Below are 25,838 nucleotides of genomic sequence, written 5' to 3'. Positions count from 1 at the left end.
GTATACTTTGTTTAAAATCATTTTGCAATAAACTTTTTTATTGTTCATAAAAATAGTCAAGAACAATGTTCTGCTATTTTCATTAATTATTCGCTAATAGCCCATAAATTTTGTCTTTGGACAGCAAAAAAAGACATGAAACATAGGTTTTCACGTCTTCATTACTTCATTCATTTCACCTTGAAGATTCCAACTTACTCTACACAAACTTGTTTAATCAAATTCATTCATAAAATAATTTTCTGCTTCTTTACTTTGAATTTTATAGTCTTCATTTCCATTCACATGAAAATATTCACTACATTGACTACTTGTTACTTGCAGAGTGATAAAGCTGTATTCTTTTCCACTTGAACCGGTCCACGACCCGTAAGAATCTGCATGAGTACAATAAGGGTCAATGGGTTTCCTTTCACCGCTTTCATTTACATAGTAAAACTGGTTTGTATCTTCATAGTAATCCGCCTCTGGATCATACGGTTTTACTCTTGAAGTAACAGCATAAGCATACGTTCCATAATCAGTTTGTTGGAGCGCTTCAATTTTAGTCGTCTCAAATGGAATGATACTGCTATCACCTTCCGTTTGAAGACGGGGTGCCCCTGGAATATTAAATAGCACGGTAAACGACCCCTCATACCCATTAGGAAGTAAGTACGTATGATTGGTTTTGCCTGTTGAAGCACAACCTGACACTATACTAAGTATCAGAATAAGAGACATCATCTTTTTCATTTCATCACCTGCATTACTGTTCTATCACTATCTTGATGAAAGTTTGGTTGGTAGTAAATGGTCCAAATGTCATTATTTTTAGAGTAAATAAATACTTTAGAGTAAATAAAAAAATACTAAGGAATATCCCTTAGATTTTTTCTTTCTTTTCAACTAATTTTCAGCTCTTTTTTTTGTAGCATCTCATCTGCCACGTATTTCACCAAGTCGACGACACGGCAGGAATATCCCCATTCGTTATCGTACCAAGCAAGGACTTTGACTTTACTTCCTTCCATGACGATGGTTGACAGACCGTCAACGATCGCGGAGTTGGGGTTCGTGTTAAAATCTACCGATACTAACGGCTCATCTGTAATACCAACGATGCCTTTTAGTTCTCCTTTGGCAGCTGTTTGGAAGGCATTATTCACCATTTCAGGTGTGACAAATTGCTTTACATCTACAACTAAATCAACAAGCGACACATTAGGAGTCGGTACACGCAGGGCCATCCCATGAATTTTTCCTTTTAAATGAGGAAGGACCAATGATAGCGCTTTCGCTGCACCTGTAGAAGTTGGTATAATGGACTGGCCACATGCTCTTGCTCTTCTTAAATCTTTATGCGGATTATCAATATTATTTTGGTCGTTTGTAAAGGCATGCACAGTCGTCATCAATCCATTTAGAATTCCAAATTGTTCATCTAATACTTTCACAACAGGAGCTAAACAGTTCGTAGTACAGGAAGCATTTGATATAATGTCGTGGTGATCAACATTTAAATCGCTTTCATTTACGCCCATCACAATCGTCACATCTTCATTCTTACCTGGTGCTGTAAGAACTACTTTTTCTGCTCCAGCATTTAAATGCAGAGCCGCTTTTTCACGTGAATTAAATTTACCCGTTGCTTCTATGACAATATGAATTCCAAGTTCTTTCCACGGCAAATTTTCAGGATTTCTGTCATTCAATAGGATGATTTCTTTTCCATCTACAAGTAAAGCATCTTCCTTAACATCCACTGTCCCTTCAAAGGTTCCATGCGTCGTGTCATATTTTAAAAGATGTGCTAATGTATCTGCTGGATAACTAGCATTAATCGCCACAATCTCCAAATGTTCTTCTTTAATTGCCTTTCTAAATACCATTCTCCCAATTCTCCCAAAACCGTTAATCGCAACTTTAGTCTTCATAATAGCTGCTCCCCCCTAAATGTTATATACTTTTAAACCACATATCCAAAAATAGTATAACACATTCATTGGAATTAGAGAATTATTTTTTCCACTATATTGTATTGATTTTTACTGCGAATTATTCGAACAAATTTTAGCGAAACTTGTTATAGATGAAGAAGGTCCCTTCACGATTTAACCAAGAATTATAAACAGATATACCAAACTATCATTGGATTACTTCTAATTTTTATACATGTTTACCGTAACCATTCCCCTAATATGAATCCAAAGGATATGGCTATGAATAATGAACGATAATCTAGCGAAGTGTATAACCATTCTGCACTTATTAAGCCAATCAAAAGCTCTATCCCTATAGATATGAAATGCTTCCATCTGTATAAGATTTAAAGCTTCATCTACTATCACTCCAAAATCTAAAGATTAGTATATACTGCAATTCTATGGGTTGTTGCCACTGCTTGTGGCAAGCGAAACCACTGCAGAAATCGGGCAGTGTTGTTTGACACAGTTTATAGTTAAACGGATTAAAATTGAATATTGGGAATTTATAAAAGTTGGTTAGAATGAGGATTTGTTATATATTCAAATCATTTGAGGTGCATAGAAAAAAACCTTAACCCATTGGTCAAGGCTTTAACTCCCACTTCTCAATAATAGAATCTACCTGATCTTCGGTCTCTTTAAATGTTTTATTATTGTTTATTATGATATCCGAGAGGGCTACCTTCTCTTCCAGGGGCATCTGAGATTGTATTCTTGAGAGAGCCATTTCTTCACTATACTCATTACGTCTCATTAATCTTTTTTATTTTGTTCATCTCGTTCAACATAAACAAGAATAACCTTATCAACCATCCAAGTTAACTTGCTTTCAAAAAGAAGGGGGATATCCATAAAAATGGTTTTCCTTCCAATCTCAAGGGCTTCTTCTTTTTCTTTGATCATCTCTTTCCTAACAGCAGGATGAACAATGGAATTAAGCATTAGCCTCTTTTCCTCATTATTAAAAATAACCTCTCCTAGGCGTTCGCGGTTTAATTCACCTGAAGGCCATACAATCTGTTGACCAAATTCTTCTATAATTTGTAGATAAGCTTCTTCACCTGGCTCCACTACTTTTCTTGCTGCAATATCTGCATCGATTACTTTAAATCCTTTTTGTAGGAGCATAGTGGAAACCGTACTTTTTCCACTTGCTATCCCACCTGTAAGCCCTATGATCTTGGCCATTCTGACTATTCCTTTCTTTTAAAACCTTAATAATCCAATTACAATTAACAATAATCCTGGAATAAACGACATGTTTTGAACCCAACGAATGTGAGAAACCAATGTCCCTAGTTTCAACCCAGATGAAAGAAAAGTAAAACTCATCATCACAACAGAAAGAGACAGGATGAGGGGTGAATACCCTAGTAATGCTGCACCAATCCCAGCACCAAAAGCATCTAATGAGAGAGCTAACCCAAGAAAAAATGCTTCAATCCCTGTGATGGTTCCACTTCTGTCAAAGTCAGCTTGTAATGGTGTCCGCAAAATTTGAATCACGACTCCTAAAGACTTAATTTCAATTTTAAAAAGTGTATCACTTAGTGGAGCGTCTTTAGCAGGTACAAAGAATTGGTAGAGAACCCATACCCCGAGGAGTATGAGGATCGTACCTCCTATTCTTCCTGTCCAGTACTCAGGAATAAAAGCGGAAAGTATATTACCTAGTCCCATTGCCAATAAGAGAGATACACCTGAGCATAATGAAATAATAAAAACTGATTTTAACGGCATCCCCATTTTACGCAACCCATATGTTAGGCCTGTACTAAAACTATCAAGGCTCACAGCGAACGCAAGTAAAAGTAATGTTATGAAGCTGTTCATTCGTAAGTGCCTCCCCATATACCATTTCGATAGGATAGTATATGGGCGGGGCTTATCTACTGTTAAAAGAATTTATGATTGGCAATTGGCACAGTAGTGAGTACCTCTTCCAGCTGTTACTTTCTTATAGATTGGACTTCCACACACTCTACATGCTTCGTCCTTTCGTCCGTAAACAAATAACTGATTTTGATATGTACCGACTTTCCCTTGACTATTAATGTATGACCGAATAGTACTCCCACCAGCTTCCACTGCAATGGTCAGGGTAGAAACAATTTCTCTAGTTAACTGTTCTGTTTCTTGCAATGTAATGGTTTTGGACTTACGTTCAGGATCTATACCTGCTTTAAAAAGAACTTCATCTACATATATGTTACCTAAACCAACCACAATCGTTTGATCTAAAAGAACAGCTTTAATGGCTCTTTCTGTTTTTTGAAGCTTTTCAAACAAATAATTAAAATGAAATTCCTTAGAAAACGGTTCAGGACCTAATTCTGACAAAGGCTTATCAAGATATTCCTGACCTTTTGTATACAGGTGCATCGTTCCAAACTTCCTTACATCTCGGTACCTAAGTGAGGTATCGTCATCGAAATGAAAAATAACATGCGTATGAGGAAGTAGCTCTTCTTTTTCCTCAAACACACCGTACTTACCTTCCATTCGTAAATGAGATACTAAAGAGTAATGACTGGTCTCAATGATTAAAAACTTTCCTCTTCTATGAACATCCATAATGGTTTCATCCACTAAGGCGTCTGTAAATTGTTCTACTTGCTCAGGTTTCTTTATCATCTTAGGCCAGCCGACTGTTACACCAATAATTTTCTTTCCTACAATTAGTTCCTTTAATGTTCTGCGAACCGTTTCGACTTCAGGAAGTTCAGGCATACGACTTCCCTCCTTTACTTCGCATCGTACCAGGTTGGTCCAAAAGCAAAATCAACCTTTAATGGCACGTTTAGTTCTACAGCATTTTCCATCACATCTGGAACCATGGTCTTTAATTTCTCTATTTCACTTTGTGGAGCTTCAAAAATAAGTTCATCATGTACCTGTAATAAAAGCTTGGCTTCTATATTTTCTTCTTCCAGTCGTTTGGCCATATCGATCATAGCCTGTTTAATAATATCTGCTGCACTACCTTGAATTGGTGTATTCATAGCCGTTCTCTCACCAAAGCTTCGTAAATTAAAATTACGACTCGTTAGTTCAGGAATATATCTTCTACGATTCAATAAGGTAGATACATACCCTTTATCTCTCGCTTCCACAACGATGTCTTCCATATATTCCTTTACAGCCGGATAGGTGTCTAAATAACGTTCAATAAATTCTCCCGCTTCTTTACGTGTAATATTCAAGCTTTGTGATAAACCAAAATCACTAATGCCATACACAATTCCAAAGTTAACGGCTTTTGCATGTCTTCTCATTTCACTCGTCACATCGTCTTTACTCACAGAAAAGACTTCCATAGCTGTTTTTGTATGGACATCCTCATCTTGTTGGAATGCTTCCATTAATTTCTCATCGCCGGAGATATGAGCAAGAACTCGAAGTTCGATTTGAGAATAATCAGCTGCAAATATGACCCATCCTTCCTTAGAAGGTACGAACGCTTGTCGGATTTTACGTCCTTCTTCTAAGCGAATCGGTATGTTTTGTAGATTGGGGTCCGTTGAGCTTAATCTTCCCGTTTGGGTTAACGCCTGGTTAAACCGAGTATGAACCTTATCACTGTCTTCATGAATTACTTTTAGGAGTCCTTCTATATAAGTAGAGTTTAATTTCCCTAGCTGTCTGTAATGTAAAATATACTCTACGATTTCATGCTTCGATTGCAGCTTTTCTAATACATCTGCAGAAGTAGAATATCCCGTCTTCGTTTTCTTTATCACAGGTAGCTCTAGTTTCTCGAATAAAATGACTCCAAGTTGTTTAGGAGAATTGATATTAAACGTTTCACCCGCTAAATCATAGATTTTCTCTTCGAGCTCTTTTAATTTTCCACCTAGTTCTTTCCCCATAGAAGTTAATCGGGTGCGGTCCACCTTCACACCTTGGTATTCCATTTCTCCTAAGATAAAGGCAAGAGGAAGCTCAAGATCAAAAAATAGGGCATCTTGATGATTTTCTTTTAATGCCGTTTTTAGCTTCTCAGTTAGATCCCAAAGCATCGAGGCTTTTCTTGCCACATGTTCAGAAAGAGCATCAAGGTTCGGAACAGCTTGCTTTGCACCTTTCCCGTACACCTGTTCATCCGATTGTACACTGGATAACCCATATTCTTTCCCTACTGAAGCAAAGTCTTCATGATTTTGAGCAGGATTAATAATGTAAGCGGCAAGTAACGAGTCGAAGGACACTCCATTTAATTCTAATCCTTGTCTTTTTAAGGCTACGATGGATTTTTTCGCATCATACACAACCTTCTCTTTCGATTCATCCCGAAGCCACTCTTGCCATCCTTCAGATTCACTCGCTATATCAGTCGGAATAAAATAATGGCCCGATTGATTTGATAAGCCATACCCTATAATTTTACCGTTCATGTAGTTTTCTTCTAACATTTCTACATATAGAGCACTTGGGTGAGCCAACATTTCCTGCGTAATCTCATGGGCAACATTAAAAGAAAGTTCTTCTAATTCTTCTAAAGCCCCACCTTCAAAATCAAATTTTTCAAGTAAGGATTGGAATCCAAGCTCTTTAAAGAGCATTTGTAGCTCTTCATCTACTATTCCTTCATAGAAGACTTCTTCTAGTGTGATTTCAACAGGTGCATCTGTCATAATGGTCGCAAGCTTTTTACTCATGACCGCTTGTTCTTTGTTTTCTTCTAGTTTTTCTTTGAGCTTTTTACCACTTACTTCATCGATGGATTCAAGTAACTGCTCAATGGAAGAGAATTGCTTCAGCAGTTTAATAGCTGTCTTCTCCCCTACACCAGGAACACCAGGTATATTATCTGAACTATCCCCCATTAGACCCTTCATATCAATGATTTGTGAAACATCAATTTCCCACTTCTCACGAATATGCTCTGGTGTATATTCCTCCATATCAGTAATCCCTTTTTTCGTAATCATCACGGTTGTATGTTCTGAGGCTAATTGGGTTAAATCCTTATCTCCTGAGATCACTTTTACACTAAAACCATCTTGTTCTGCTTTCTTTGAAAGCGTCCCAATAATATCATCTGCTTCATAATTGGGCAGTTCATAGTGAGAAATTCCATATGCTTTCAATAATTCACGAATGAAAGGGAATTGCTCTGACAGTTCTGGTGGAGTCTTTTGACGTCCTCCCTTATATTCAGTAAAGGTTTCATGACGGAAGGTTGTTTTCCCAGCATCAAATGCAACGAGAACGTGCGTAGGCTTTTCTTCCTCCATAATCTTCATGAGCATAGTTGTGAAGCCATAAATGGCATTTGTATGTATCCCTTTATCATTATTAAGTAAAGGAAGAGCAAAAAAAGCGCGATACGCTATACTGTTCCCATCAATTAACACTAACTTCTTCTTTGACATTTTCGTAACCTCCAAGCGATGATATTAAAAAATAAACCGCCTATTCTCCTTCTTATTCTAACACTTTCGAATAAGAAAGGAAAAAGGCGGCCCTTAGGGTCATTCAAAATTACCCATTAAAAATCTTGCATATGGAGAATCAGATGGTAAGAAAATAACCGTTTCTCCGTCTATTGTACGTTTATAGGATTCTAATGTACGATAAAGCTCATAAAAGTCTTTATCCTTTGAGAATGATTCATTATATAGCTTTGCAGCCTGTGCCTCTCCTTCTGCACGAATCACATTAGCGTCTGCTTCAGCGGTTGAAATCATTTCTTTCACTTCTCTATCCGTCTCAGCAACAATTCTTCTTTTCGCTGCGTCTCCTTTAGATAAATAGTCTTGTGCGGTTGATTCACGTTCCGAAATCATCCTTGTATAAACAGACATTTCATTTTCTTCTGGTAAATCCGTTCTCTTCATTCGAACATCTGTAACCACAATTCCATATTCATCTTTCTTTAAGAGCTCATTCACTTTTTCTGTTATTCGATCGTTCAAGCTGCCACGTTCAGATTTCTCATCATTAATAATTTCCTCATATTCTAATTGACCTAATTCCGTTCGGACAACTGAATAGACGAATTCTTCCATACGAGCTTCTGCTTTTTCAAGTGTTTGCGCATTCGTAATCATTTGTTTAGGGTTTTCTATTTTCCAAACGGCATAATTATCAATAAGGATACGTTTCTTATCCTTTGTATTAATTTCAGCCTCATTCACATCATATGTCATTTGATACTTAGGTAAAGTCGTCACACTTTGTATAAAAGGAATTTTATACGAAAGACCTGGTTCATCGACAATATTCACAATTTGACCAAATTGACGAACAACCTTAAATTCTCCTTCTTTTACAACAAAAAGGGATTGAAATAAGATGACTAGAATGATTACCAATCCTAGTAGAAAAAAACCAATAGTTGTGAATCTCTTCCAAGATACAGGCTTTCTTTCACGCTCATTCATATCAATCACATTGCCATCACTCATCGGAATCCCCTCCTTCAATAGGCGCTGGTATTGTAGACTCATTTTTTTGAGGTTCAATAGGCAAATACTTTAATGTACTGCCATCATCATTCATTATATATACTTGAGAACCAGGCAGCACCTGCTCAAGCGTCTCAATTATTAACCGTTCTCTCGTAATTTCTGGATTATTTTTGTACTCACCATATAGCTTATTAAAGATAGCCACATCATCACGAGCTTGCTCTATTCGTGCTGCTTTTTCACCTTCTGCATTTGAGATGATGGCATCTTTTTCACCAAGAGCTTCATTTAACTTTTGATTTTTATTATTTCTCCGCTTCATTCATTTTTGTGTTCATCATTTCTCTCGCATCCGTCACAGATGTAAAGGCTTGACGGACCTCTTGATTTGGAAGCTCCACATCTTGAAGCTTTACTGCTAAGACAGAGATACCAATGTCATATTTATCTACAAGAGTAGACAACAATTCTCTAACTTGACCTTCGATTTCAGCTTTACCAGAGGTCAATGCAGCATCTATTGTACTACTTCCGATTACACTTCTTAGAGATGCGGATGTGGCATCAAATAAAATCTCTTCTGGGTCATCTGAATTAAACAAGTACATTTTCGGGTCAGTAATTTTCCACTGGACAACTAAATCTGCCAGTACAATATTTTCATCCCCTGTGATCATTTGAGTTTCTTGCTGGTATTCTACTATTTCTCCGTCCTTCTCCTCATAGCCAAATTGCAGCGAGAATGTCTCTTTTGACAGAATTTCAACTGTTTGAATTGGATAAGGTAACTTAAAATGAAGACCAGGTTCTGGAACGGTTTCATCTGCTTCACCAAATGTTAGAATCACCGCTTGTTCAGATTCATCAACAGTATACCAAGACGTAAATAAGATGATAATAGCAAGTATTCCACCAACCGTCATGGCAACGATTGCTATTAATCTTTTTAAGCTCATAGCACTCTTCCTTTCTTTCTAGGTTCTAGTATTATATACGTTAAGAGTTGGAAATAGTTTCATTGAATTAACAAAAGTTAACGGGGATCATTTGATTCAACACACGGATCTGTACTGATGTAGAAACGGCATTAGTTTCTTAACCTCTACCTCTGTACTAGAGAAAATTCATATACTTTAAGCGAGGAATTCTTTCTCTATGCACCAGTGACCCATTACTTGTTTTTTTCTATTAAAGAGGGGTAAAGAATACTTGTCAGACAAGTAGGAGGGATTAGATTGACGACTAAAAAAGAGCAAGAGACGAAAAACGAATCAAAAGAGCAGCGAATGAAGAGGGAACACGGTCAAGATATTGACCCTCAGAGGGACCCAGATAAACCTAACCATACAAAATCGACAAATTAAAATGAAAAAAGGTGAGAACGGGGTCAGTTCTCACCTTTTTTCGGCTCCTTGGATGAAGGGGTTTTCACAGATTATATTACAGAGTATTTGTTAACGTACCATAAATCAAGTGTAAATATATTGTAAAAACTCGAAATACCTACAGTGTTGTCGAAAGATATTGGAATTCTTTGGATACTTTAACGATAAAGGTCGTTCCAACCCCTTCACTACTCTCCACATCGATTTCTCCGTGATGGGCCTCAACTATATGTTTGACAATAGCAAGCCCTAAACCAGTTCCCCCAGAGTTTCTGCTTCTAGCCTTATCAATGCGATAAAACCTCTCAAATATTCTTGGTAATTCACTTGCTGCTATACCGACCCCATTATCTTGTACTTTTATCGTAATCTCATCTCGCTCTTCTTTTACAAACACTTTGACATGTCCACCCGGACCTGTATAGGATATGGCATTATTAATCAAGTTAATAAACACTTGTTTAAATCGGTTCATATCCCCTTCTAGTGTAAGTTCAGGTATTGGCTCAAACTGCAGCTGAATTTCTTTTTCTTCTGCTTTGCCTTTTAACATCAACACCACTTCTTCAAGAAGCCTTGAGAGGTCAAAGGTTGACACATCTAGCTTAAATCCATGCTGTTCAAGTTTGGATAAATCAAGCAAATCTTGAATGAGAGATTGCAGTCGATCACTTTCTGTTAACATGATGTTTAGGAAATACTCTAATGTATCACGGTCTTCAAGCGCACCATCCAAGAGGGTTTCAGAAAATCCTTTAATGGAAGTAATAGGTGTTTTCAGCTCATGAGAAACGTTTGCGACAAAATCTTTTCGCATTTGTTCTAATTTTTTCAGCTCCGTTATATCATGGAAAACCAGCAATATTCCTTTCCATTCATCGCTAATTCCGATGATAGGTGCACCGTACACCTCAAAATGCTTTCGTTCTAAATGAAGCGGAAGTAATAGCTGCTTTCTTACCTTTTCTTCTGTCATAAAGACTTCTTCGACTACTTTTATTATATCTTCATGTTGGATAGCTTCATGGTATCTTTTCTTTAAATAGTTACTTGGGTCCACTTCAAATAGCTCTTTAAAGGTCTTATTCATTAACACAACAAATCCTCTAGGATCTATCAAGAGTAAACCGCTCCCCATATTTTCGATTAAGGTGAGCAAACGGTCTTGTTGAAGCTCCTGAGCAGATACCATTTCTTGAAGATTTCTTGCTAAAATGTTAATGGACGTGCTTAGCATACTTGTTTCGTCTAAATAATCTTCATAGGTTCTGGCACGGTAGTTACCTTTTGCAAGCTCAATCGCTACATTTGTCGCTGATTCAATGGGCTTAGTATATTGTTCAGTAATTTTACTCCCAAGAATCACGATTATTATGAGAGATAATCCAAGTGAAATGGCGAGAACTAACCATATTTGCCCGTAAGCTGCTTTTAATACATCCGTCGAGGTACTTAATACAATTAGTCCTTGCTCTGTCCCATTTTGATTGGTGATCGGTTCCCAATAATAACGAACCTCTACATTTTCAACAATCTTGCGATTCAATGTATCATTTCTAGATTCCCATTGATCTACAATATTTTGAAGCGTTATTCGGTGCGATGTTAAATCATACTCTTCTTGTCCTCCATCAAATATAATTTCATTGCTCCCATTTATAATAGAAATACGCACCTCTAAAAGTTCAGCATATGTAGACAAAGACAGAGAATCGATTCCATCGATTCCCCCTGCTTGTTTAATCTCTGATGCAATTAACCCTGTCTCTTTTCTAACCTAGATTGAAACGTGCTCAAATAATAACTCTTAAATACTTGACCTAGTAAAAGACCTACCGCCACTAAAACAAACATAATAAGAGTAATGAGTGCGAAAAGAAGCCTTGAACGGAACTTTGTCATGAAACTTTAGGCTCCTCCAATTTATATCCTAATCCTCTAATCGTTTTTATGTAGATAGGTTTCTTTGTGTTTTGCTCAATTTTATCTCTCAAATGACTAATATGGACATCAACAATTCGTGTATCACCAGCAAAATCATAATTCCAAACAGCGCTTAATAACTGATCTCTGGTTAATACTCTCCCTTTATTTTCAGTTAAGTATAGGAGTAATTCAAATTCCTTAGGTGTAAGCTCTAGTAACTCTTCCCCTATAAACGCTTCATAATGCTCTGGATATACTTTTAGTTCTCCCACTTTCAAGTAATCCTTTGGGTCCTGCTCTTCTACCGCACTTTGAATAAGCGTTTGAGTTCTTCTTAATATCGCCTTAATTCGTGCAACCACTTCTCGAGGACTAAAAGGTTTCGTCATATAATCATCTGCACCTAGTTCTAATCCCAATACTTTGTCAAACTCATCGTCTTTAGCCGTTAACATTAAAATGGGTGTCATCATTTTTTGTTGACGTAAATTTTTACAAACCTCGATACCATCCATTTTTGGCAACATTAAGTCAAGGACAATAAAATCTGGCTTATCAGACATAGCTAGTTCATAGCCTTCTTCACCATCATTCGCAGTTAGCACTGTATATCCAGCTTGCTCCAGGTTATATTTTAATAGCGTTACAATCGATTGCTCGTCATCTACTACTAGAATTTTCTTACTCATAAGCTCCTCCAAACACTAAAGATTTAGTACCCCACTTACGAAAAGCCTTCGATCCTATTTTCATTATAATATAAAATTGTCGTACTTTGTCTCAAAAAATAAATTTAACAAGTATAAAAATAGTAAAAAATCGCATCAAATCGATCAATTTATCTTAACATACTTGATGAATGAATCCTTTTATTTAGATTGTGTAAAATGATTCGATTCATTCTATTACTACCAAAAAAAAGAAACCCCTATGGATTTCTTTTTCATTTTGGACGATTAAAAATTTTCTAACGCCTGGCCATTCATCATTTCTTTTTCGTGGGGAGGGCATACCGTAATTGAGCCTTCCACAACTGTTCTGTCGTCTTCATCGTGTCCTTCAACATGAATGGTCACATCATGCTTGTCTTCATTTTTATCTATTATCGTCAGTAAAATTTCAATGGTTGCATAATGGTAAACCGGATTGGGGTAAGTAAGATTCTGCTCTAGAATTCTTGACCCAGATCCAGGTAAATATTTTGAAATGGCGGAATGGATGATTCCGTTAATCATAATTGATGGTACTATGGGTTTTTTTAGTGGTGTTTGAGATGCATAGTCATGCTGAATATAAAGCGGATTACTATCATTAAACAATCCAAGGTAAATTAACAAATCCTTATCTTCTATTGTTTCAGTAATAGACAGCTTCTCCCCTATTGAAATTTCACTCATTTTTCTCCCAATTTTTCTTTTCTTTCCAATCATGAATGAGCACCCCTTTAATCATTCTGCTTTATTGTAACCGTTTACATTTTATCGTAGTGAAATAGTCTGTAAACTCAGATTATTGATATGCATAGTGTACCATTTATTTTCCCATGTAGCAAACGAAGAAAAACCTCTGGGGTGAGGTTTTTCTTTGTTTGCGAATTAGCATTTATATTAATGTTGCCATTACGCTTTTAACAGAATCTGCTGATTTTTCTAGTGCTGCTTTTTCTTCTTCTGTTAAATCTAGCTCTAGTATTTTTTCAATACCCCTACCACCTAAAATGGTAGGAACTCCTAAATAAATGCCGTCAAATCCATACTCTCCTTCAAGATACGCAATGGATGGTAAGATACGCTTTTGATCTTTCATAATGGCTTCCACCATTTCTACAAGTGCCGCTGCTGGGGCATAGTAGGCACTTCCATTCCCAAGCAAGCTCACAATTTCTCCGCCGCCTTTACGTGTACGCTCTACAATGGCATTTAAGCGATCCTTCGGAATTAAAGTTTCTAGAGGAATTCCTCCAGCATATGAATAACGAACAAGTGGTACCATATCATCACCATGTCCGCCTAATACAAATCCTGTTACATCTTTAACTGATACATTTAGCTCTTCTGCCACAAATGTACGGAAGCGTGCAGTATCTAATACACCTGATTGACCAATAATTCTTTCTTTAGGGAATCCAGATTCTTTGTATACCGTATAAGTCATTGCATCAACAGGATTTGTTAACACGATAATATAACAGCTTGGTGAGTATTTTACGATTTCCTGCGTAACAGATTTCATGATTTTCTGATTCGTTTGTACAAGGTCATCACGACTCATCCCTGGCTTACGTGCAATTCCAGCTGTAATCACAACAATATCAGAATCCTTTGTATCCTCATAGTTAGACGTACCCTTAATAGAGGCATCAAATCCTTGGACTGGGCTAGCTTCTAGCATGTCTAATGCTTTCCCTTTTGTTGGGTTCTCCATTTGAGGAATGTCGACAAGAACAACATCTCCCAGTTCCTTTTGCCCTAAAAGAAAGGCCGTGGTAGCTCCTGTAAATCCTCCACCAATAACAGAAATCTTTTTACGTCTCATTGTCATCTCATTTTCCTCCCTTAATTAACTCTATTTATGTACACATAAGAGAGAGTCTATTTCAGACTCTCTCTTCGTAGTATTATTCCATATTTTCGATTAAAGCTGCACCAAATTCTGAAGCTTTTACTTCTGTAGCACCATCCATTAGACGTGCAAAGTCATAGGTTACCACTTTAGAAGCGATGGTTTTTTCCATAGACTTTGTAATTAGATCCGCTGCTTCATTCCAGCCAAGGTGTTCTAATAACAGTACACCTGAAAGAATAACAGAGGATGGGTTTACTTTATCAAGGCCTGCATATTTAGGAGCTGTACCGTGAGTTGCTTCAAAGATTGCGTGTCCAGTTTCATAGTTAATGTTCGCACCAGGAGCAATTCCGATTCCACCAACTTGAGCTGCTAATGCATCTGAAATGTAGTCCCCGTTTAGGTTCATTGTTGCAACAACATCGAACTCTTTTGGACGAGTTAGAATTTGTTGTAAGAAGATATCTGCAATAGAATCTTTTACAATAATTTTACCTGCTGCTTCAGCATCATTTTGTGCTTTATTCGCAGCATCAGCACCTTGCTCGTCTTTAATTTTGTCATACTGAGCCCACGTGAACACTTGATCACCAAACTCTTTTTCTGCAAGCTCATAGCCCCAGTTTTTGAAAGCTCCTTCTGTAAACTTCATGATATTCCCTTTATGAACAAGCGTTACAGATTTACGGCCTTCTTTAATAGCGTAGTTAATCGCTGCACGAACTAGACGGCTTGTTCCTTCTTCTGATACTGGCTTAATTCCAATTCCAGATGTTTCAGGGAAACGAATTTTATTTACACCCATTTCATCTTGAAGGAATTGAATCACTTTCTTCACTTCATCAGAGCCTTTAGCATATTCAATTCCTGCATAGATGTCTTCAGTGTTTTCGCGGAAGATAACCATATCCGTATCTTCTGGGCGCTTAACTGGAGAAGGTACACCTTCGAAATAGCGCACAGGACGTAAGCACACAAACAAGTCTAATTCCTGACGAAGAGCCACGTTTAGAGATCGTATTCCTCCACCTACTGGAGTTGTTAAAGGTCCTTTAATCGCGATTAGGTATTCGCGAATCATATCTAGCGTTTCTGCTGGTAGCCACTCACCTGTTTTGTTAAAAGCCTTTTCACCAGCATATACTTCTTTCCACTCGATTTTCTTTTCGCCTTTATATGCTTTTTCTACAGCTGCGTCTAACACACGCTTTGAAGCTGCCCAAATATCAGGACCTGTGCCGTCTCCTTCAATAAATGGAACGATTGGATGATTAGGTACGTTTAATACTCCGTTTTGAACTGAAATTTTTTCACCTTGACTCATGGTATTCCCTCCAAATTCATTGTGATAGAGACCATTTAAGTCTCTATTTTCTCTATACTACGTGTTTTATTATTTGAGTTATACTCCTCTTATCTTTGCTCGATTGGGACGTACGTCTGCATGCCTGGTCCCACATATTCTGCACGAGGTCTAATTAAGCGATTGTTCGAATATTGTTCTAAAATGTGTGCTAACCATCCTGAAACACGGCTTACAGCAAAGATTGGTGTAAACAAGTCATGCTCAATACCAAGACTATGGTAAACAGATGCTGAATAGAAATCTACATTTGGTGGTAGATTTTTTGAGAAGTAAATAAATCTTCGATTTGAACAGACATTTCATACCATTTTGGCTCGCCTACTAAAGTTGTTAATTTTTTCGACATTTCACGTAAATGCTTAGCACGTGGATCACCTTTTTGATAGACACGGTGACCAAAGCCCATAATTTTTTCTTTGTTCTCTAGTTTTTTTGTGATATACGGTTCTACGTTCTCAAGTGAACCAATTTCAGTTAACATCTTCATCACTTGCTCGTTAGCACCACCATGAAGAGGTCCTTTTAAAGCACCGATTGCTGCTGTCACTCCTGAATACACATCAGACAAAGTCGCTACACATACACGTGCAGTAAACGTGGACGCATTAAGCTCATGATCCGCATGTAGGACAAGCGCTTTATTTATTGCTTCTTCTGCAATCGCTTCTGGCTCTTTGCCTGTTAACATATATAAGAAGTTTGCAGCGAAGCTTAATTCTGGATTTGGAGCAATTGGCTCTTGACCATTTCTGATTCGAGCGAACGCTGTTACAAGAGTAGGTAACTTCGCCTGAAGCCTAATGGCTTTACGGAAATTAGCTGTCTCTTCCATTACATCGGCTTCTTCATCATGTAACCCTAGTAAGGATACCGCCGTACGTAAGGCTCCCATTGGGTGTACCTTATCAATTGGATAGTTTTTAAAATGCTGTAACACTTCTTCAGGTACTGCATACTCTGAAGCAAGTTGTAATTTAAACTCTCTTAACTCTTCAGCTGTTGGCAAGCGTAGATTCCAAAGTAAATAGATTACCTCTTCGAAACTAGCATTCTCTGCTAATTCATCGATGCTATAGCCTACATATGTAAGAGTATCATCAATGATTGAGCTGATAGATGAACTTGTTGCGACAATACCTTCTAGTCCACGTGTTGCTGTCATAAACAATCTCCCCTTTACAAAATAATTTCCCACTACCTTTGCTTAAGCAATCCTAGTATACTTAAATAAGGCTCCCCTCATTTACCTTCATAACAAGAAAAATTGGTTCGCCATTAAAATAACGATTGGGATGCGCTTACATTTTTTATTATAAACAACTTTCTGACTTTTGTGAACGAAAACCAACTTAAAAAACGTAGAAAATGTTTTTCTACTAAAACGTTAACTAAGATCTTTATTCTTGAAGATTTCTTTTTTTGTCTTTTTACAAGTAAAATAGAAGAAAATGCGATTGGAGGACTTTTATTGAATAAAGAGTGGTTATTTCGAGGAGTCCGGGCGATTTTTCTCGCTGTTCTCATTGTCTTAAGTGTTATCGCTGTTTACTACATAGGAAAATATACATATCCATTTATTATCGCCATAGGACTTGCTTATATTCTTAATCCCATAGTAAACTTTCTTGAGAAAAGAACTCGACTCCCCCGTGGGCTAGCCGTTTTTGTTTCATTAATCTTAATCGTTAGTGCGTTTGCTGGCCTTATCACCCTATTAATTGCTGAGATTGTCAACGGTGCAGAATACTTATCGAATGTATTGCCAACACATATCGATTCCTTTGTCACCTATATCGAGGATTTTGTTGCTATGCAAATCATTCCCATTTATGAACAACTTTCCGTTATGTTTAACAGCCTAGATACGGGTCAACAGGATTCCATCATGGACAGTATTCAAAATACAGGAACTGCCATAGCTACGTCCATGACAGATTTTATTCAACGATTTTTCCAGGCATTGCCCAATGCCGTACTGTGGATACCAAATACCGCCACTGTATTGGTATTTATCTTTTTAGCAACCTTTTTCATCAGCAAGGACTGGGAACGATTACTCGAAAAAACCATTCATATATTACCAATAAAGGCACAATCACATAGTCGAACAATCGTTCAGGACTTAAAGAAAGCTTTATTCGGATTCATCCAAGCTCAATTAACTCTTATTACCTTTACTACACTAATTGTCTTAATTGGACTTTTGATTCTCCGAGTGGAATACGCCATTACGATTGCACTTGTCGCAGGACTTGTGGATCTCTTACCTTATCTTGGTACTGCAGCTGTTATTATTCCTTGGATGATTTATGAGTTTTTAACTGGGGACATTCGACTTGGCATCGGACTCGCCATCCTGTATGGCGTCGTTACCATTCAACGACAGCTGATGGAGCCTAAAGTTCTATCCTCTTCCATTGGAATAGATCCATTAGCTACACTAGTCGCTTTGTTTGTTGGATTTAAATTGGTAGGGTTCTTAGGACTCATTCTAGGGCCAGTCACTCTTGTACTCATAACCGCTCTTCAAAAAGCAGGAGTATTCCGTGATATTTGGAAGTTTATAAAAGGCCAACCCACAACTTAGTGGATTGGCCTTTTTCTTATGGTTTATGGATAATAATATTTCTGTTTACTATCCATTTATTAAACAGAGCACGTAACCAGGGCTTCACCCATTTACGGGTAAAAGGAAGAAGTAAGAAAAACCCTAAAGCATCAGTAATAAATCCAGGTGTTAATAAAACAACTCCTCCGACTAAAATACAAAGTCCATCTATAATTTCTTCACCCGGAACTTGTCCATATTGCAATTGACGCTGTGCTCGTTGCCACGTCTCAATCCCCTGCTTTTTAGCAAGATAAGCTCCAAGAATTCCTGTCGTGATAATTAAGACGATGGTAGGAATAACACCGAGAGTTTGACCAGAAAATATTAATATCCCAATTTCAGTAGCTGGAACAATAATGAGTAGTAAAAACAAATACCTCATGACATTTACTCCTCTCTTTATACTACCTCCATTATACCATAAGTGCAGGGGATAGAAGGGGACAGGGACCTTGTCTTTTCAAACAATGAAATGATTCGATGATAAATATCATTTAGCCGTTTAAGAAAAAAAAAAAAATAGAAAAGCCTAAAATGATAATGGACTGCAATGTACCACCGGTACTATCACATATTAATCCAGCAGGGGCTATTCTTGATTTTGCTTCATTTTTTCTAGCTATATCACGCTTAGCTATTCCAGCCATTACCCTTTTAGTTGTTCCACTTACTACATTCAGTAGAGGGATTCATGCCCATAAGCCTATCAAAAAAACCCTACTGCTACTCATTTAGCAGAGGGTTTTCCTTCATTATAATACAGATGCACGTCCGTTATAAATAATCCCGTGAGTAGCATCGACTGTTACGTCTTGGCCATCTTTTAATAAAGATGTAGCATTTTCAAGTCCAACAATTACAGGAACTCCTAGGTTAATTCCTACCACTGCTGCATGACATGTAATTCCGCCCTCTTCAGTGATGATGGCAGATGCTTTTTCAAGTGCAGGCATCATATCTTTGTCCGTACCGATTGTAACTAGAATATCACCTTCTGTTACTTTTTCGTTTGCTTCAGCAGCTGTTTTAGCGACAACTACTTTACCATAAGCAGACTTTCGGCCAATTCCTTGTGCCTTCCCAAGCTGGTCTCCAATAATATGGATCTTCATAAGATTTGTATTACCACTTTCACCAATTGGTACGCCAGCTGTGATAACAACTAAGTCACCACATTTAACATGGTTCGTTTTTAACGCTGTTTCAATTGCTCCTTCAAGCATTTCATCCGTTGTATCTACTTTAGATCCAACTTGAGGATATACTCCCCAAACAAGAGCTAAACGACGAGATACACCTTGGTTAGCCGTAACGGCAATGATTGGAGCTTTTGGACGATATTTAGAAATCATTTTTGCCGTATGTCCGCTTTCAGTTGGAGCAATGATGGCATTGACATCAAGGTTTAACGCTGTATGGGCAACCGATTGTCCAATCGCATCAGTTAAGTTACGATCAGCATTCTTGCTGCGTGCCGTTAAGATTTCTTTGTAGTTCAACGCTGTTTCTGCACGAGAAGCGATATTGTTCATCGTTTGAACTGCTTCTACAGGGTAATCACCTGCAGCTGTTTCACCAGAAAGCATGATGGCATCCGTACCATCGAAGATAGCATTCGCTACGTCACTTGCTTCAGCACGAGTTGGACGAGGGTTACGTTGCATAGAATCAAGCATTTGAGTCGCAGTAATAACCGGCTTCCCTAGTGCATTACATTTCTTAATTAACATTTTTTGAACTAAAGGTACTTCTTCAGCAGGAATTTCAACACCAAGATCTCCACGGGCAACCATTAAACCATCTGATACTTCAAGAATTTCGTCGATGTTATCTACACCTTCTTGGTTTTCAATTTTAGGGATGATTTGGATGTGTGTTGCGTTAGATTCCTCTAAAAGTTGGCGGATTTCAAGAACATCTGATGCACGACGTACAAATGAAGCCGCGATATAATCAACACCTTGTTCGATACCAAAGCGAATGTCGCTTGCATCTTTTTCTGTAATTCCAGGTAGGTTTACAGAAACACCTGGTACGTTTACGCCTTTTTTGTTTTTCAGTGTACCCGAATTCATGATTTTCGTTCGGATTTCACCTGCAGCTTTGTTGACTTCGATCACTTCTAAGCCGATTAAACCATCATCTAAAAGGATCTTAGAGCCTGGTTCTACATCTTCCACTAGACCTTCATATGTAATTGAGAACATTTCAGTTGTACCTAGCACTTCGTTCATTGACACAATGATTTCGTTACCAGCAACAAGTTCAATTGCTCCATTTTCCATTTGGTTTGTTCGAATCTCAGGTCCCTTTGTATCTAATAGAATTCCAATTGTTTTTCCTTGTTTTTTCTGCTACTTCACGAATCGTTTTAATTCTAGCACCATGCTCTTCATAATCACCGTGTGAAAAGTTAAGTCGCGTTACGTTTAATCCAGCTTCAACTAGCTGCGTTAACGTTCCATACTTTCACTAGCTGGTCCAATGGTACAAACAATTTTCGTTTTTCTCATTATCTTTCCCTCCATATGAAACCTAATCAAATTGATAATTCTTTAGATAACTTGTACATATCTAGATCTACTACATGTGGCATTGCAAGTGCTTCAATGATGTCATAATCGACTAGTTCATTTTTTTCAATTCCTACAGCACGACCGCCTTTACCTTCCATTAGTAATTCAACGGCACGAGAACCTAAGCGACTTGCTAATACTCGGTCAGCTGCTGTTGGACTACCACCACGTTGAATATGACCTAATACAGATACGCGCGTTTCTAAGTTCGCTTTTTCTTTAAGTGATTTTGCAAACTCGTCTCCTGACATAACTCCTTCAGCCACAACAATGATACTGTGTTTCTTACCACGTTCTTGACCACTCTTCAGACGACTAACAATTTCATCCATATCATAATTATCTTCAGGAATCAGAATGGTCTCTGCACCGCCAGCTAGACCAGACCATAATGCGATGTCGCCAGCATTTCTACCCATTACTTCGATAATAAATGTACGCTCATGAGAAGTAGCTGTGTCACGAATTTTATCAATGGCGTCAATAACTGTATTTAATGCCGTATCAAAACCAATCGTTAATTCAGTACCTGGTATATCATTATCAATCGTACCTGGTACACCTACACACGGGTAACCTTGTTCTGTTAATGCCTTCGCACCACGATAAGAGCCATCTCCGCCAATCACAACTAGTCCTTCAATACCATGAGCCTTTAATTGCTCAATCCCTTTTTGTTGACCTTCGCGAGTTTTAAACTCTTCACAGCGTGCTGTGTAAAGCTTTGTTCCACCACGGTGAATAATATCACCTACAGAACCTAACTCAAGTTTTTCAATATTCCCATTAATTAATCCGTTATAACCTTGATATACACCGTATACTTCAACATTGTGATAGATGGCTTTACGAACAACAGCTCGTACTGCTGCGTTCATTCCTGGAGCATCGCCACCACTTGTTAATACACCGATTCTTTTCATTGGTCATCACCTCTTTAGTTGGTAAAGAATATGTAGGATTATATTCTTGTTAATTATTTCACATGAGTTATCTATCCTTATAAGTAGGAAAATGAATGGCTACACCTTTTCTAGTATGGACAGACACTCTATTGTTTATTTCTAAAATACCATGAAGCGAAAGCCTTCTCAATACATAGCAGAGAGTATTAAAAATAGACGAAATTGTCCGTTAACTGAAAGCGTTTTATTTACCTATATTTAGGTGTTTAATGGGTTAAAATGTATTTTCACTATGGTGATAGTGTTTTGTTAATAAAATAACCAAAAAAGAAAATGTACACGGATGTGTACATTTTAGTTTACCCCAGTCATTTCATTTAAAACGACTACTTCACCAATTCGTTGGTATTTTTCTAATCTCTTCTCAACCAAATGTTCAGCTGACATTCCAATTAGATCATCAAGTGACAAACGTAACATTTGTCGAATATACTCTGCTTGTTCCGTAACGTTCTTATGGGCTCCGCCTCGCACCTCTGGAATAATTTCATCAATAACTTTTAATTCCTTCAGGTCCGGTGCTGTGATTTTCATTGTTTCGGCTGCTGCTTGTGCCTTTGAAGCATCCTTCCAAAGCAGTGCTGCAGCACCCTCAGGAGAAATAACCGAGTACGTAGAATTTTCAAGCATATAGAGGCGATCGCCTACTCCTAAAGCTAAAGCACCACCACTACCACCTTCACCTATGACCACACAAATAATAGGCACCTTTAAACCTGCCATTTCAAAAATATTGCGCGCTATCGCTTCACTTTGACCCCGTTCCTCGGCAGCTTTTCCAGGATATGCCCCTTTTGTATCAATAAAGCAAATAATGGGACGGTTAAATTTCTCTGCTTGCTTCATCATTCGAAGAGCTTTTCTGTACCCTTCTGGATGTGGCATCCCAAAGTTTCGTTTTAAGTTCTCTTTCGTATCCTTACCTCGTTGGTGACCAATCACCGTTACAGGAGTTCCCTCAAAGCTTGCTACTCCCCCAACAATTGCTTGGTCATCTCCAAATAAACGATCACCGTGAACCTCGAAGAAGGATTGAAATAAGATATCTATATAGTCCTGTGTAGTCGGTCTAGAGGGATGACGAGCGATTTGAACACGATCCCATGGTAACATGTTCTCATAGACTTCCTTCTCTACTTTTTCTAACCGTTCTTCAAGCTTTTGAATTTCATCGTGCAAATCCACATCCGAGCTCTCTGTGAACTCTCTTAATTCTTTAATCTTATTACGAAGTTCTATTATCGGCTTTTCAAAAGAAAGTTCATTCATGAGTCAATCCCTCCTTAGAATGAAGTTCTAGTAGCAAGGCTAGCTTTTCTTTTAGCTCTCGTCGGTCTATAACAGCATCAAGCTGACCATGCTTCAATAAGAATTCAGCCGTTTGAAAATCCTCAGGAAGTTCTTCTCGAATCGTCTGCTCGATGATTCGTCGACCTGCAAATCCAATTAATGCACCAGGCTCTGCAAAGTTATAGTCACCTAAAGATGCAAAGCTAGCAGAAACTCCCCCTGTAGTTGGATGAGTCATGACAACAATACATAGTCCACCATGATCACTAAAAGATTTCAGTGCAGCGCTCGTTTTGGCCATTTGCATTAGAGATAAAACGCCTTCTTGCATTCTGGCACCCCCGCTTGCTGTAAAAATGATAAATGGTGTTCTCATCTCTTTTGCATGAAGAATTTCTCTCGTAATTTTTTCGCCAACGACAGATCCCATACTTCCCATTCTAAATCTAGAATCCATTACCGCCAAGCTAACCTTCTTACCCTCTATTTCTCCAGTTCCTGTTACAATGGCTTCTTTTAAGCCCGTTTTTTCTTGATCTTTTTTTTAGCTTGTCCTCATAATCAGGAAAATTAAGAGGGTTGCCAGATTGAAGCTCTTGATGAGTTTCTTTAAATGTTCCCTTGTCTAGTAAACTATAAATACGCTCATACCCACTCATAGGGTGATGATAATGACAATGAACACAAACTTTATTACTTTTTTGTTAGTTCTTTTGAATACATAATTTTTCTACAATTAGGACACTTCGTCATAAGCCCTTCAGGCACATCCTTCTTCGCTGCTTCAGAAGGAATGGTCGCATACTTCTTCTTCTTGCCTTTTGCAAATAAGTCTCTAATCAACATCCCTTACCCCCTAGTTCTGCTTCATTAGAAAAAGGACTTGTATCCTATCACTTTACAGGACCTGCATCTAAAAAGTTGTTACTAATTGTCACATGTGTTACGACAATTTTTGTAACACTGCAAACTCATTCCTGATTGAAGCAATATCTGACCCTTTAAGAGCCTGTTTGAATGGTTTTACATCCTCTTCATTTACCTGTTTTCCTCGAAGGTCATAATCTTTTAAAATAACCCAAATCTTGTAAAGCAATTTATTTGATACCATTGAAAACATTTCTTGAAATAAGGATTCAATCGTATTTGCTTCCAATACTACATTCATATTCTTTTTCTCTAGCAGACATTCTGCTAGAAAGAGTTGAAATAAATGTTCTTCAATAATCACTTTGGTTTTCAATACATCTCCACGAGCCTGTTCATTTTCTAAGATGAACATACCCAGTAAGGGAACTAATTGATGATCTCTAAAGTCTCTTAGAAACGTTCCTTCTCCTCTTCTTGTTTCAATTAACCCAAGTAGCTCTAAGGCTCGTAAGGCTTCTCTAACAGAAGAGCGACCTGCTTGTAGTCGCTCTGAGAGTTCTCGTTCTGATGGAATTTTATCACCTGCTTGAAGCTTTTCTGTGGTAATGAGATCACGCAATTTCTTCACGATATCTAAATACACTTTTCTCTCCACTTATTTATTCACTCACCTTTATCGATTGCAGATAGTGTAAAGGCTCTTTTGTAAACTTCTTCAGGATCAACCTGTTTCCTTGCGACTCCTGTTTCCATTGCCACTTTTGCAACAGCTCTTGCTACGGCTGGTGCAACACGAGGATCAAATGGTTTGGGAATAACGTAATCGCTCGTAATTTCTTGAAGGGTAATTAATTCAGCAATCGCTTCAGCTGCCGCCTGTTTCATTTTTTCATTTATGTGTGTTGCCCTTACATCAAGAGCTCCTCTAAAAATACCCGGAAACGCTAACACATTATTCACCTGATTAGGAAAATCAGAACGCCCTGTTCCAATTACTTTTGCTCCAGCATTTTTCGCTATATCTGGCATGATTTCTGGAACAGGGTTGGCCATTGCAAAAATAATCGGATCATCATTCATGCTTCTAACCATTTCTTCTGTTACGGCCCCTTCAACGGATACACCGATAAATACATCCGCACCCACCATTGCATCTTGAAGGGAACCTGTAATCTTTTCTCTATTGGTAAAACTTGCAATCTCGTCCTTAACTTTGTTCATTCCTTGTGGACGATTTTCGTAGATTGCTCCTTTACTATCACACATAATTATATTTCTAACTCCATAGTGATAAAGAAGCTTAATGATCGCAATCCCAGCAGCACCCGCTCCGTTAGCCACTACCTTTATTTCAGAGAAGCTTTTTCCAATCAGTTTTAGTGCATTGATTAATCCAGCCACCGTAACAATAGCTGTTCCGTGTTGATCATCATGGAAAATTGGGATATTGGTTTCCTTTTTTAATCTCTCCTCAATTTCAAAACAATTGGGAGCCGCTATATCTTCTAAGTTAATTCCTCCGAAGGTTGGCTCTAATAGCTTTACCGTTTCCACAATCTTATCCACATCCGTTGTATTTAGACAGATAGGAAATGCGTCGACTCCTGCAAAGCTTTTAAACAATACAGCTTTCCCTTCCATAACCGGTAAGGCAGCTTCTGGTCCTATGTTACCTAACCCTAATACAGCCGTTCCGTCTGAAACAACGGCAACGGTGTTTCCTTTAATTGTATAATCATAGACCGTTTCAGGTTTGTCATAAATTTCTTTACAAGGCTCTGCCACTCCAGGTGAGTAGGCTAGACTTAAGTCTTTTTCATTTTTCACTTGGACCTTTGAAACGGTTTCTAGTTTCCCTTGATTTTCTTGGTGCATAAATAACGCTTCTTCACGTAATGACAACT

General features: G+C 37.9%; 18 protein-coding genes and 6 pseudogenes. 3 read left to right on the top strand and 21 right to left on the bottom strand.

Annotated features, from left to right (window positions below; genetic code table 11):
- Positions 1-213 precede the first annotated feature (213 nt).
- The 8 genes and pseudogenes from M44_RS13300 to hflK all read right to left on the bottom strand — a co-directional run bounded on the left by M44_RS13300 (position 214) and on the right by hflK (position 9,336).
- Complete coding sequence (locus M44_RS13300; RefSeq protein WP_029326883.1) at positions 214-735, bottom strand: DUF6843 domain-containing protein; 522 nt, start codon at positions 733-735, stop codon at positions 214-216.
- Between the two features lie 149 nt (positions 736-884).
- Complete coding sequence (locus tag M44_RS13295; protein ID WP_010174379.1) at positions 885-1,916, bottom strand: glyceraldehyde-3-phosphate dehydrogenase; 1,032 nt, start codon at positions 1,914-1,916, stop codon at positions 885-887.
- 634 nt (positions 1,917-2,550) lie between these two features.
- Positions 2,551-3,155: pseudogene (coaE, locus tag M44_RS23175) on the bottom strand (dephospho-CoA kinase).
- Positions 3,156-3,173: 18 nt separating this feature from the next.
- A complete protein-coding gene (gene ytaF, locus M44_RS13285; RefSeq protein ID WP_010174376.1) occupies positions 3,174-3,800 on the bottom strand; it encodes a sporulation membrane protein YtaF in 627 nt (208 codons plus the stop codon).
- Positions 3,801-3,872: 72 nt separating this feature from the next.
- A complete protein-coding gene (gene mutM / locus M44_RS13280) occupies positions 3,873-4,697 on the bottom strand; it encodes a DNA-formamidopyrimidine glycosylase (protein WP_010174375.1) in 825 nt (274 codons plus the stop codon).
- 14 nt (positions 4,698-4,711) lie between these two features.
- Positions 4,712-7,342 (bottom strand): DNA polymerase I, encoded by a 2,631-nt coding sequence (gene polA, locus M44_RS13275; protein WP_010174374.1) that lies wholly within the window; start codon positions 7,340-7,342, stop codon positions 4,712-4,714.
- A gap of 99 nt (positions 7,343-7,441) precedes the next feature.
- Positions 7,442-8,377 (bottom strand): protease modulator HflC, encoded by a 936-nt coding sequence (gene hflC / locus M44_RS13270; RefSeq protein WP_010174372.1) that lies wholly within the window; start codon positions 8,375-8,377, stop codon positions 7,442-7,444.
- Positions 8,370-9,336 (bottom strand): annotated as a pseudogene (gene hflK / locus M44_RS23170) (FtsH protease activity modulator HflK). The gene hflC and the pseudogene hflK overlap by 8 nt, the downstream one beginning before the upstream one ends.
- 279 nt (positions 9,337-9,615) lie before the next feature.
- Between hflK and M44_RS13260 the strand changes: the two are divergent.
- Positions 9,616-9,744, top strand: coding sequence for a hypothetical protein (locus tag M44_RS13260; protein ID WP_010174371.1), 129 nt, complete (start codon positions 9,616-9,618; stop codon positions 9,742-9,744).
- Between the two features lie 139 nt (positions 9,745-9,883).
- Here the strand turns inward: M44_RS13260 and pnpS are convergent.
- From pnpS to citZ, 6 genes and pseudogenes are all read right to left on the bottom strand, one after another.
- Positions 9,884-11,667, bottom strand: a pseudogene (gene pnpS / locus M44_RS13255) (two-component system histidine kinase PnpS).
- A complete protein-coding gene (locus M44_RS13245) occupies positions 11,664-12,380 on the bottom strand; it encodes a response regulator transcription factor (protein ID WP_010174365.1) in 717 nt (238 codons plus the stop codon). The pseudogene pnpS and the gene M44_RS13245 overlap by 4 nt, the downstream one beginning before the upstream one ends.
- Positions 12,381-12,647: 267 nt before the next feature.
- Positions 12,648-13,121: a MaoC/PaaZ C-terminal domain-containing protein gene (locus M44_RS13240; RefSeq protein ID WP_010174363.1), complete on the bottom strand. Its 474-nt coding sequence runs from the start codon at positions 13,119-13,121 to the stop codon at positions 12,648-12,650.
- Between the two features lie 172 nt (positions 13,122-13,293).
- On the bottom strand, positions 13,294-14,232 hold the full coding sequence (gene mdh / locus M44_RS13235) for a malate dehydrogenase (protein WP_010174362.1): 939 nt from the start codon (positions 14,230-14,232) through the stop codon (positions 13,294-13,296).
- Positions 14,233-14,308: 76 nt separating this feature from the next.
- Entirely contained in the window at positions 14,309-15,580 is a 1,272-nt protein-coding gene (icd, locus tag M44_RS13230) for an NADP-dependent isocitrate dehydrogenase (protein WP_010174360.1), read from the bottom strand.
- An 89-nt stretch (positions 15,581-15,669) separates the two neighbouring features.
- Positions 15,670-16,784, bottom strand: a pseudogene (gene citZ / locus M44_RS23165) (citrate synthase).
- A gap of 306 nt (positions 16,785-17,090) precedes the next feature.
- Between citZ and ytvI the strand changes: the two are divergent.
- A complete protein-coding gene (ytvI, locus tag M44_RS13220) occupies positions 17,091-18,209 on the top strand; it encodes a sporulation integral membrane protein YtvI (RefSeq protein ID WP_010174356.1) in 1,119 nt (372 codons plus the stop codon).
- A gap of 16 nt (positions 18,210-18,225) precedes the next feature.
- Here ytvI and M44_RS13215 read toward each other — a convergent pair whose 3' ends face one another.
- Positions 18,226-18,615, bottom strand: a complete 390-nt coding sequence (locus M44_RS13215) for an FxsA family protein (RefSeq protein WP_010174355.1) — start codon at positions 18,613-18,615, stop codon at positions 18,226-18,228.
- A 158-nt stretch (positions 18,616-18,773) separates the two neighbouring features.
- On the opposite strand from M44_RS13215, the gene M44_RS27070 reads away from it, so the two are divergent.
- Positions 18,774-18,968, top strand: a complete 195-nt coding sequence (locus M44_RS27070) for a hypothetical protein (protein WP_155814967.1) — start codon at positions 18,774-18,776, stop codon at positions 18,966-18,968.
- 17 nt (positions 18,969-18,985) lie between these two features.
- Here M44_RS27070 and pyk read toward each other — a convergent pair.
- From pyk to ystJ, 6 genes and pseudogenes are all read right to left on the bottom strand, one after another.
- A pseudogene (gene pyk / locus M44_RS23160) lies at positions 18,986-20,746 on the bottom strand (pyruvate kinase).
- A gap of 26 nt (positions 20,747-20,772) precedes the next feature.
- On the bottom strand, positions 20,773-21,732 hold the full coding sequence (gene pfkA / locus M44_RS13200; RefSeq protein ID WP_010174347.1) for a 6-phosphofructokinase: 960 nt from the start codon (positions 21,730-21,732) through the stop codon (positions 20,773-20,775).
- 336 nt (positions 21,733-22,068) lie between these two features.
- Positions 22,069-23,043, bottom strand: coding sequence for an acetyl-CoA carboxylase carboxyl transferase subunit alpha (gene accA, locus M44_RS13195; RefSeq protein WP_010174345.1), 975 nt, complete (start codon positions 23,041-23,043; stop codon positions 22,069-22,071).
- Positions 23,036-23,907: pseudogene (accD, locus tag M44_RS23155) on the bottom strand (acetyl-CoA carboxylase, carboxyltransferase subunit beta). Before accD ends, accA begins: the two are co-directional and overlap by 8 nt.
- Positions 23,908-24,007: 100 nt before the next feature.
- Positions 24,008-24,577 (bottom strand): FadR/GntR family transcriptional regulator, encoded by a 570-nt coding sequence (locus M44_RS13185; protein WP_237705284.1) that lies wholly within the window; start codon positions 24,575-24,577, stop codon positions 24,008-24,010.
- A gap of 20 nt (positions 24,578-24,597) precedes the next feature.
- Complete coding sequence (gene ystJ, locus M44_RS13180; RefSeq protein ID WP_010174343.1) at positions 24,598-25,836, bottom strand: NADP-dependent malic enzyme; 1,239 nt, start codon at positions 25,834-25,836, stop codon at positions 24,598-24,600.
- Positions 25,837-25,838: the final 2 nt, after the last annotated feature.

This window comes from Bacillus coahuilensis m4-4, assembly GCF_000171615.1.
In the GTDB taxonomy this organism is placed as follows: domain Bacteria; phylum Bacillota; class Bacilli; order Bacillales; family Bacillaceae_K; genus Bacillus_T; species Bacillus_T coahuilensis.
The sequence above is the reverse complement of the archived record's forward strand: the minus strand, read 5'-3'. Positions and strand labels throughout refer to the sequence as shown.

Coding starts and splice junctions, on each gene's coding strand:
- M44_RS13300 (WP_029326883.1), bottom strand. CDS start 735: ATGAAAAAGATGATGTCTCTTATTCTGATACTTAGTATAGTGTCAGGT.
- M44_RS13295 (WP_010174379.1), bottom strand. CDS start 1,916: ATGAAGACTAAAGTTGCGATTAACGGTTTTGGGAGAATTGGGAGAATG.
- ytaF (WP_010174376.1), bottom strand. CDS start 3,800: ATGAACAGCTTCATAACATTACTTTTACTTGCGTTCGCTGTGAGCCTT.
- mutM (WP_010174375.1), bottom strand. CDS start 4,697: ATGCCTGAACTTCCTGAAGTCGAAACGGTTCGCAGAACATTAAAGGAA.
- polA (WP_010174374.1), bottom strand. CDS start 7,342: ATGTCAAAGAAGAAGTTAGTGTTAATTGATGGGAACAGTATAGCGTAT.
- hflC (WP_010174372.1), bottom strand. CDS start 8,377: ATGAGTGATGGCAATGTGATTGATATGAATGAGCGTGAAAGAAAGCCT.
- M44_RS13245 (WP_010174365.1), bottom strand. CDS start 12,380: ATGAGTAAGAAAATTCTAGTAGTAGATGACGAGCAATCGATTGTAACG.
- M44_RS13240 (WP_010174363.1), bottom strand. CDS start 13,121: ATGATTGGAAAGAAAAGAAAAATTGGGAGAAAAATGAGTGAAATTTCA.
- mdh (WP_010174362.1), bottom strand. CDS start 14,232: ATGACAATGAGACGTAAAAAGATTTCTGTTATTGGTGGAGGATTTACA.
- icd (WP_010174360.1), bottom strand. CDS start 15,580: ATGAGTCAAGGTGAAAAAATTTCAGTTCAAAACGGAGTATTAAACGTA.
- M44_RS13215 (WP_010174355.1), bottom strand. CDS start 18,615: ATGAGGTATTTGTTTTTACTACTCATTATTGTTCCAGCTACTGAAATT.
- M44_RS27070 (WP_155814967.1), top strand. CDS start 18,774: ATGGACTGCAATGTACCACCGGTACTATCACATATTAATCCAGCAGGG.
- pfkA (WP_010174347.1), bottom strand. CDS start 21,732: ATGAAAAGAATCGGTGTATTAACAAGTGGTGGCGATGCTCCAGGAATG.
- accA (WP_010174345.1), bottom strand. CDS start 23,043: ATGAATGAACTTTCTTTTGAAAAGCCGATAATAGAACTTCGTAATAAG.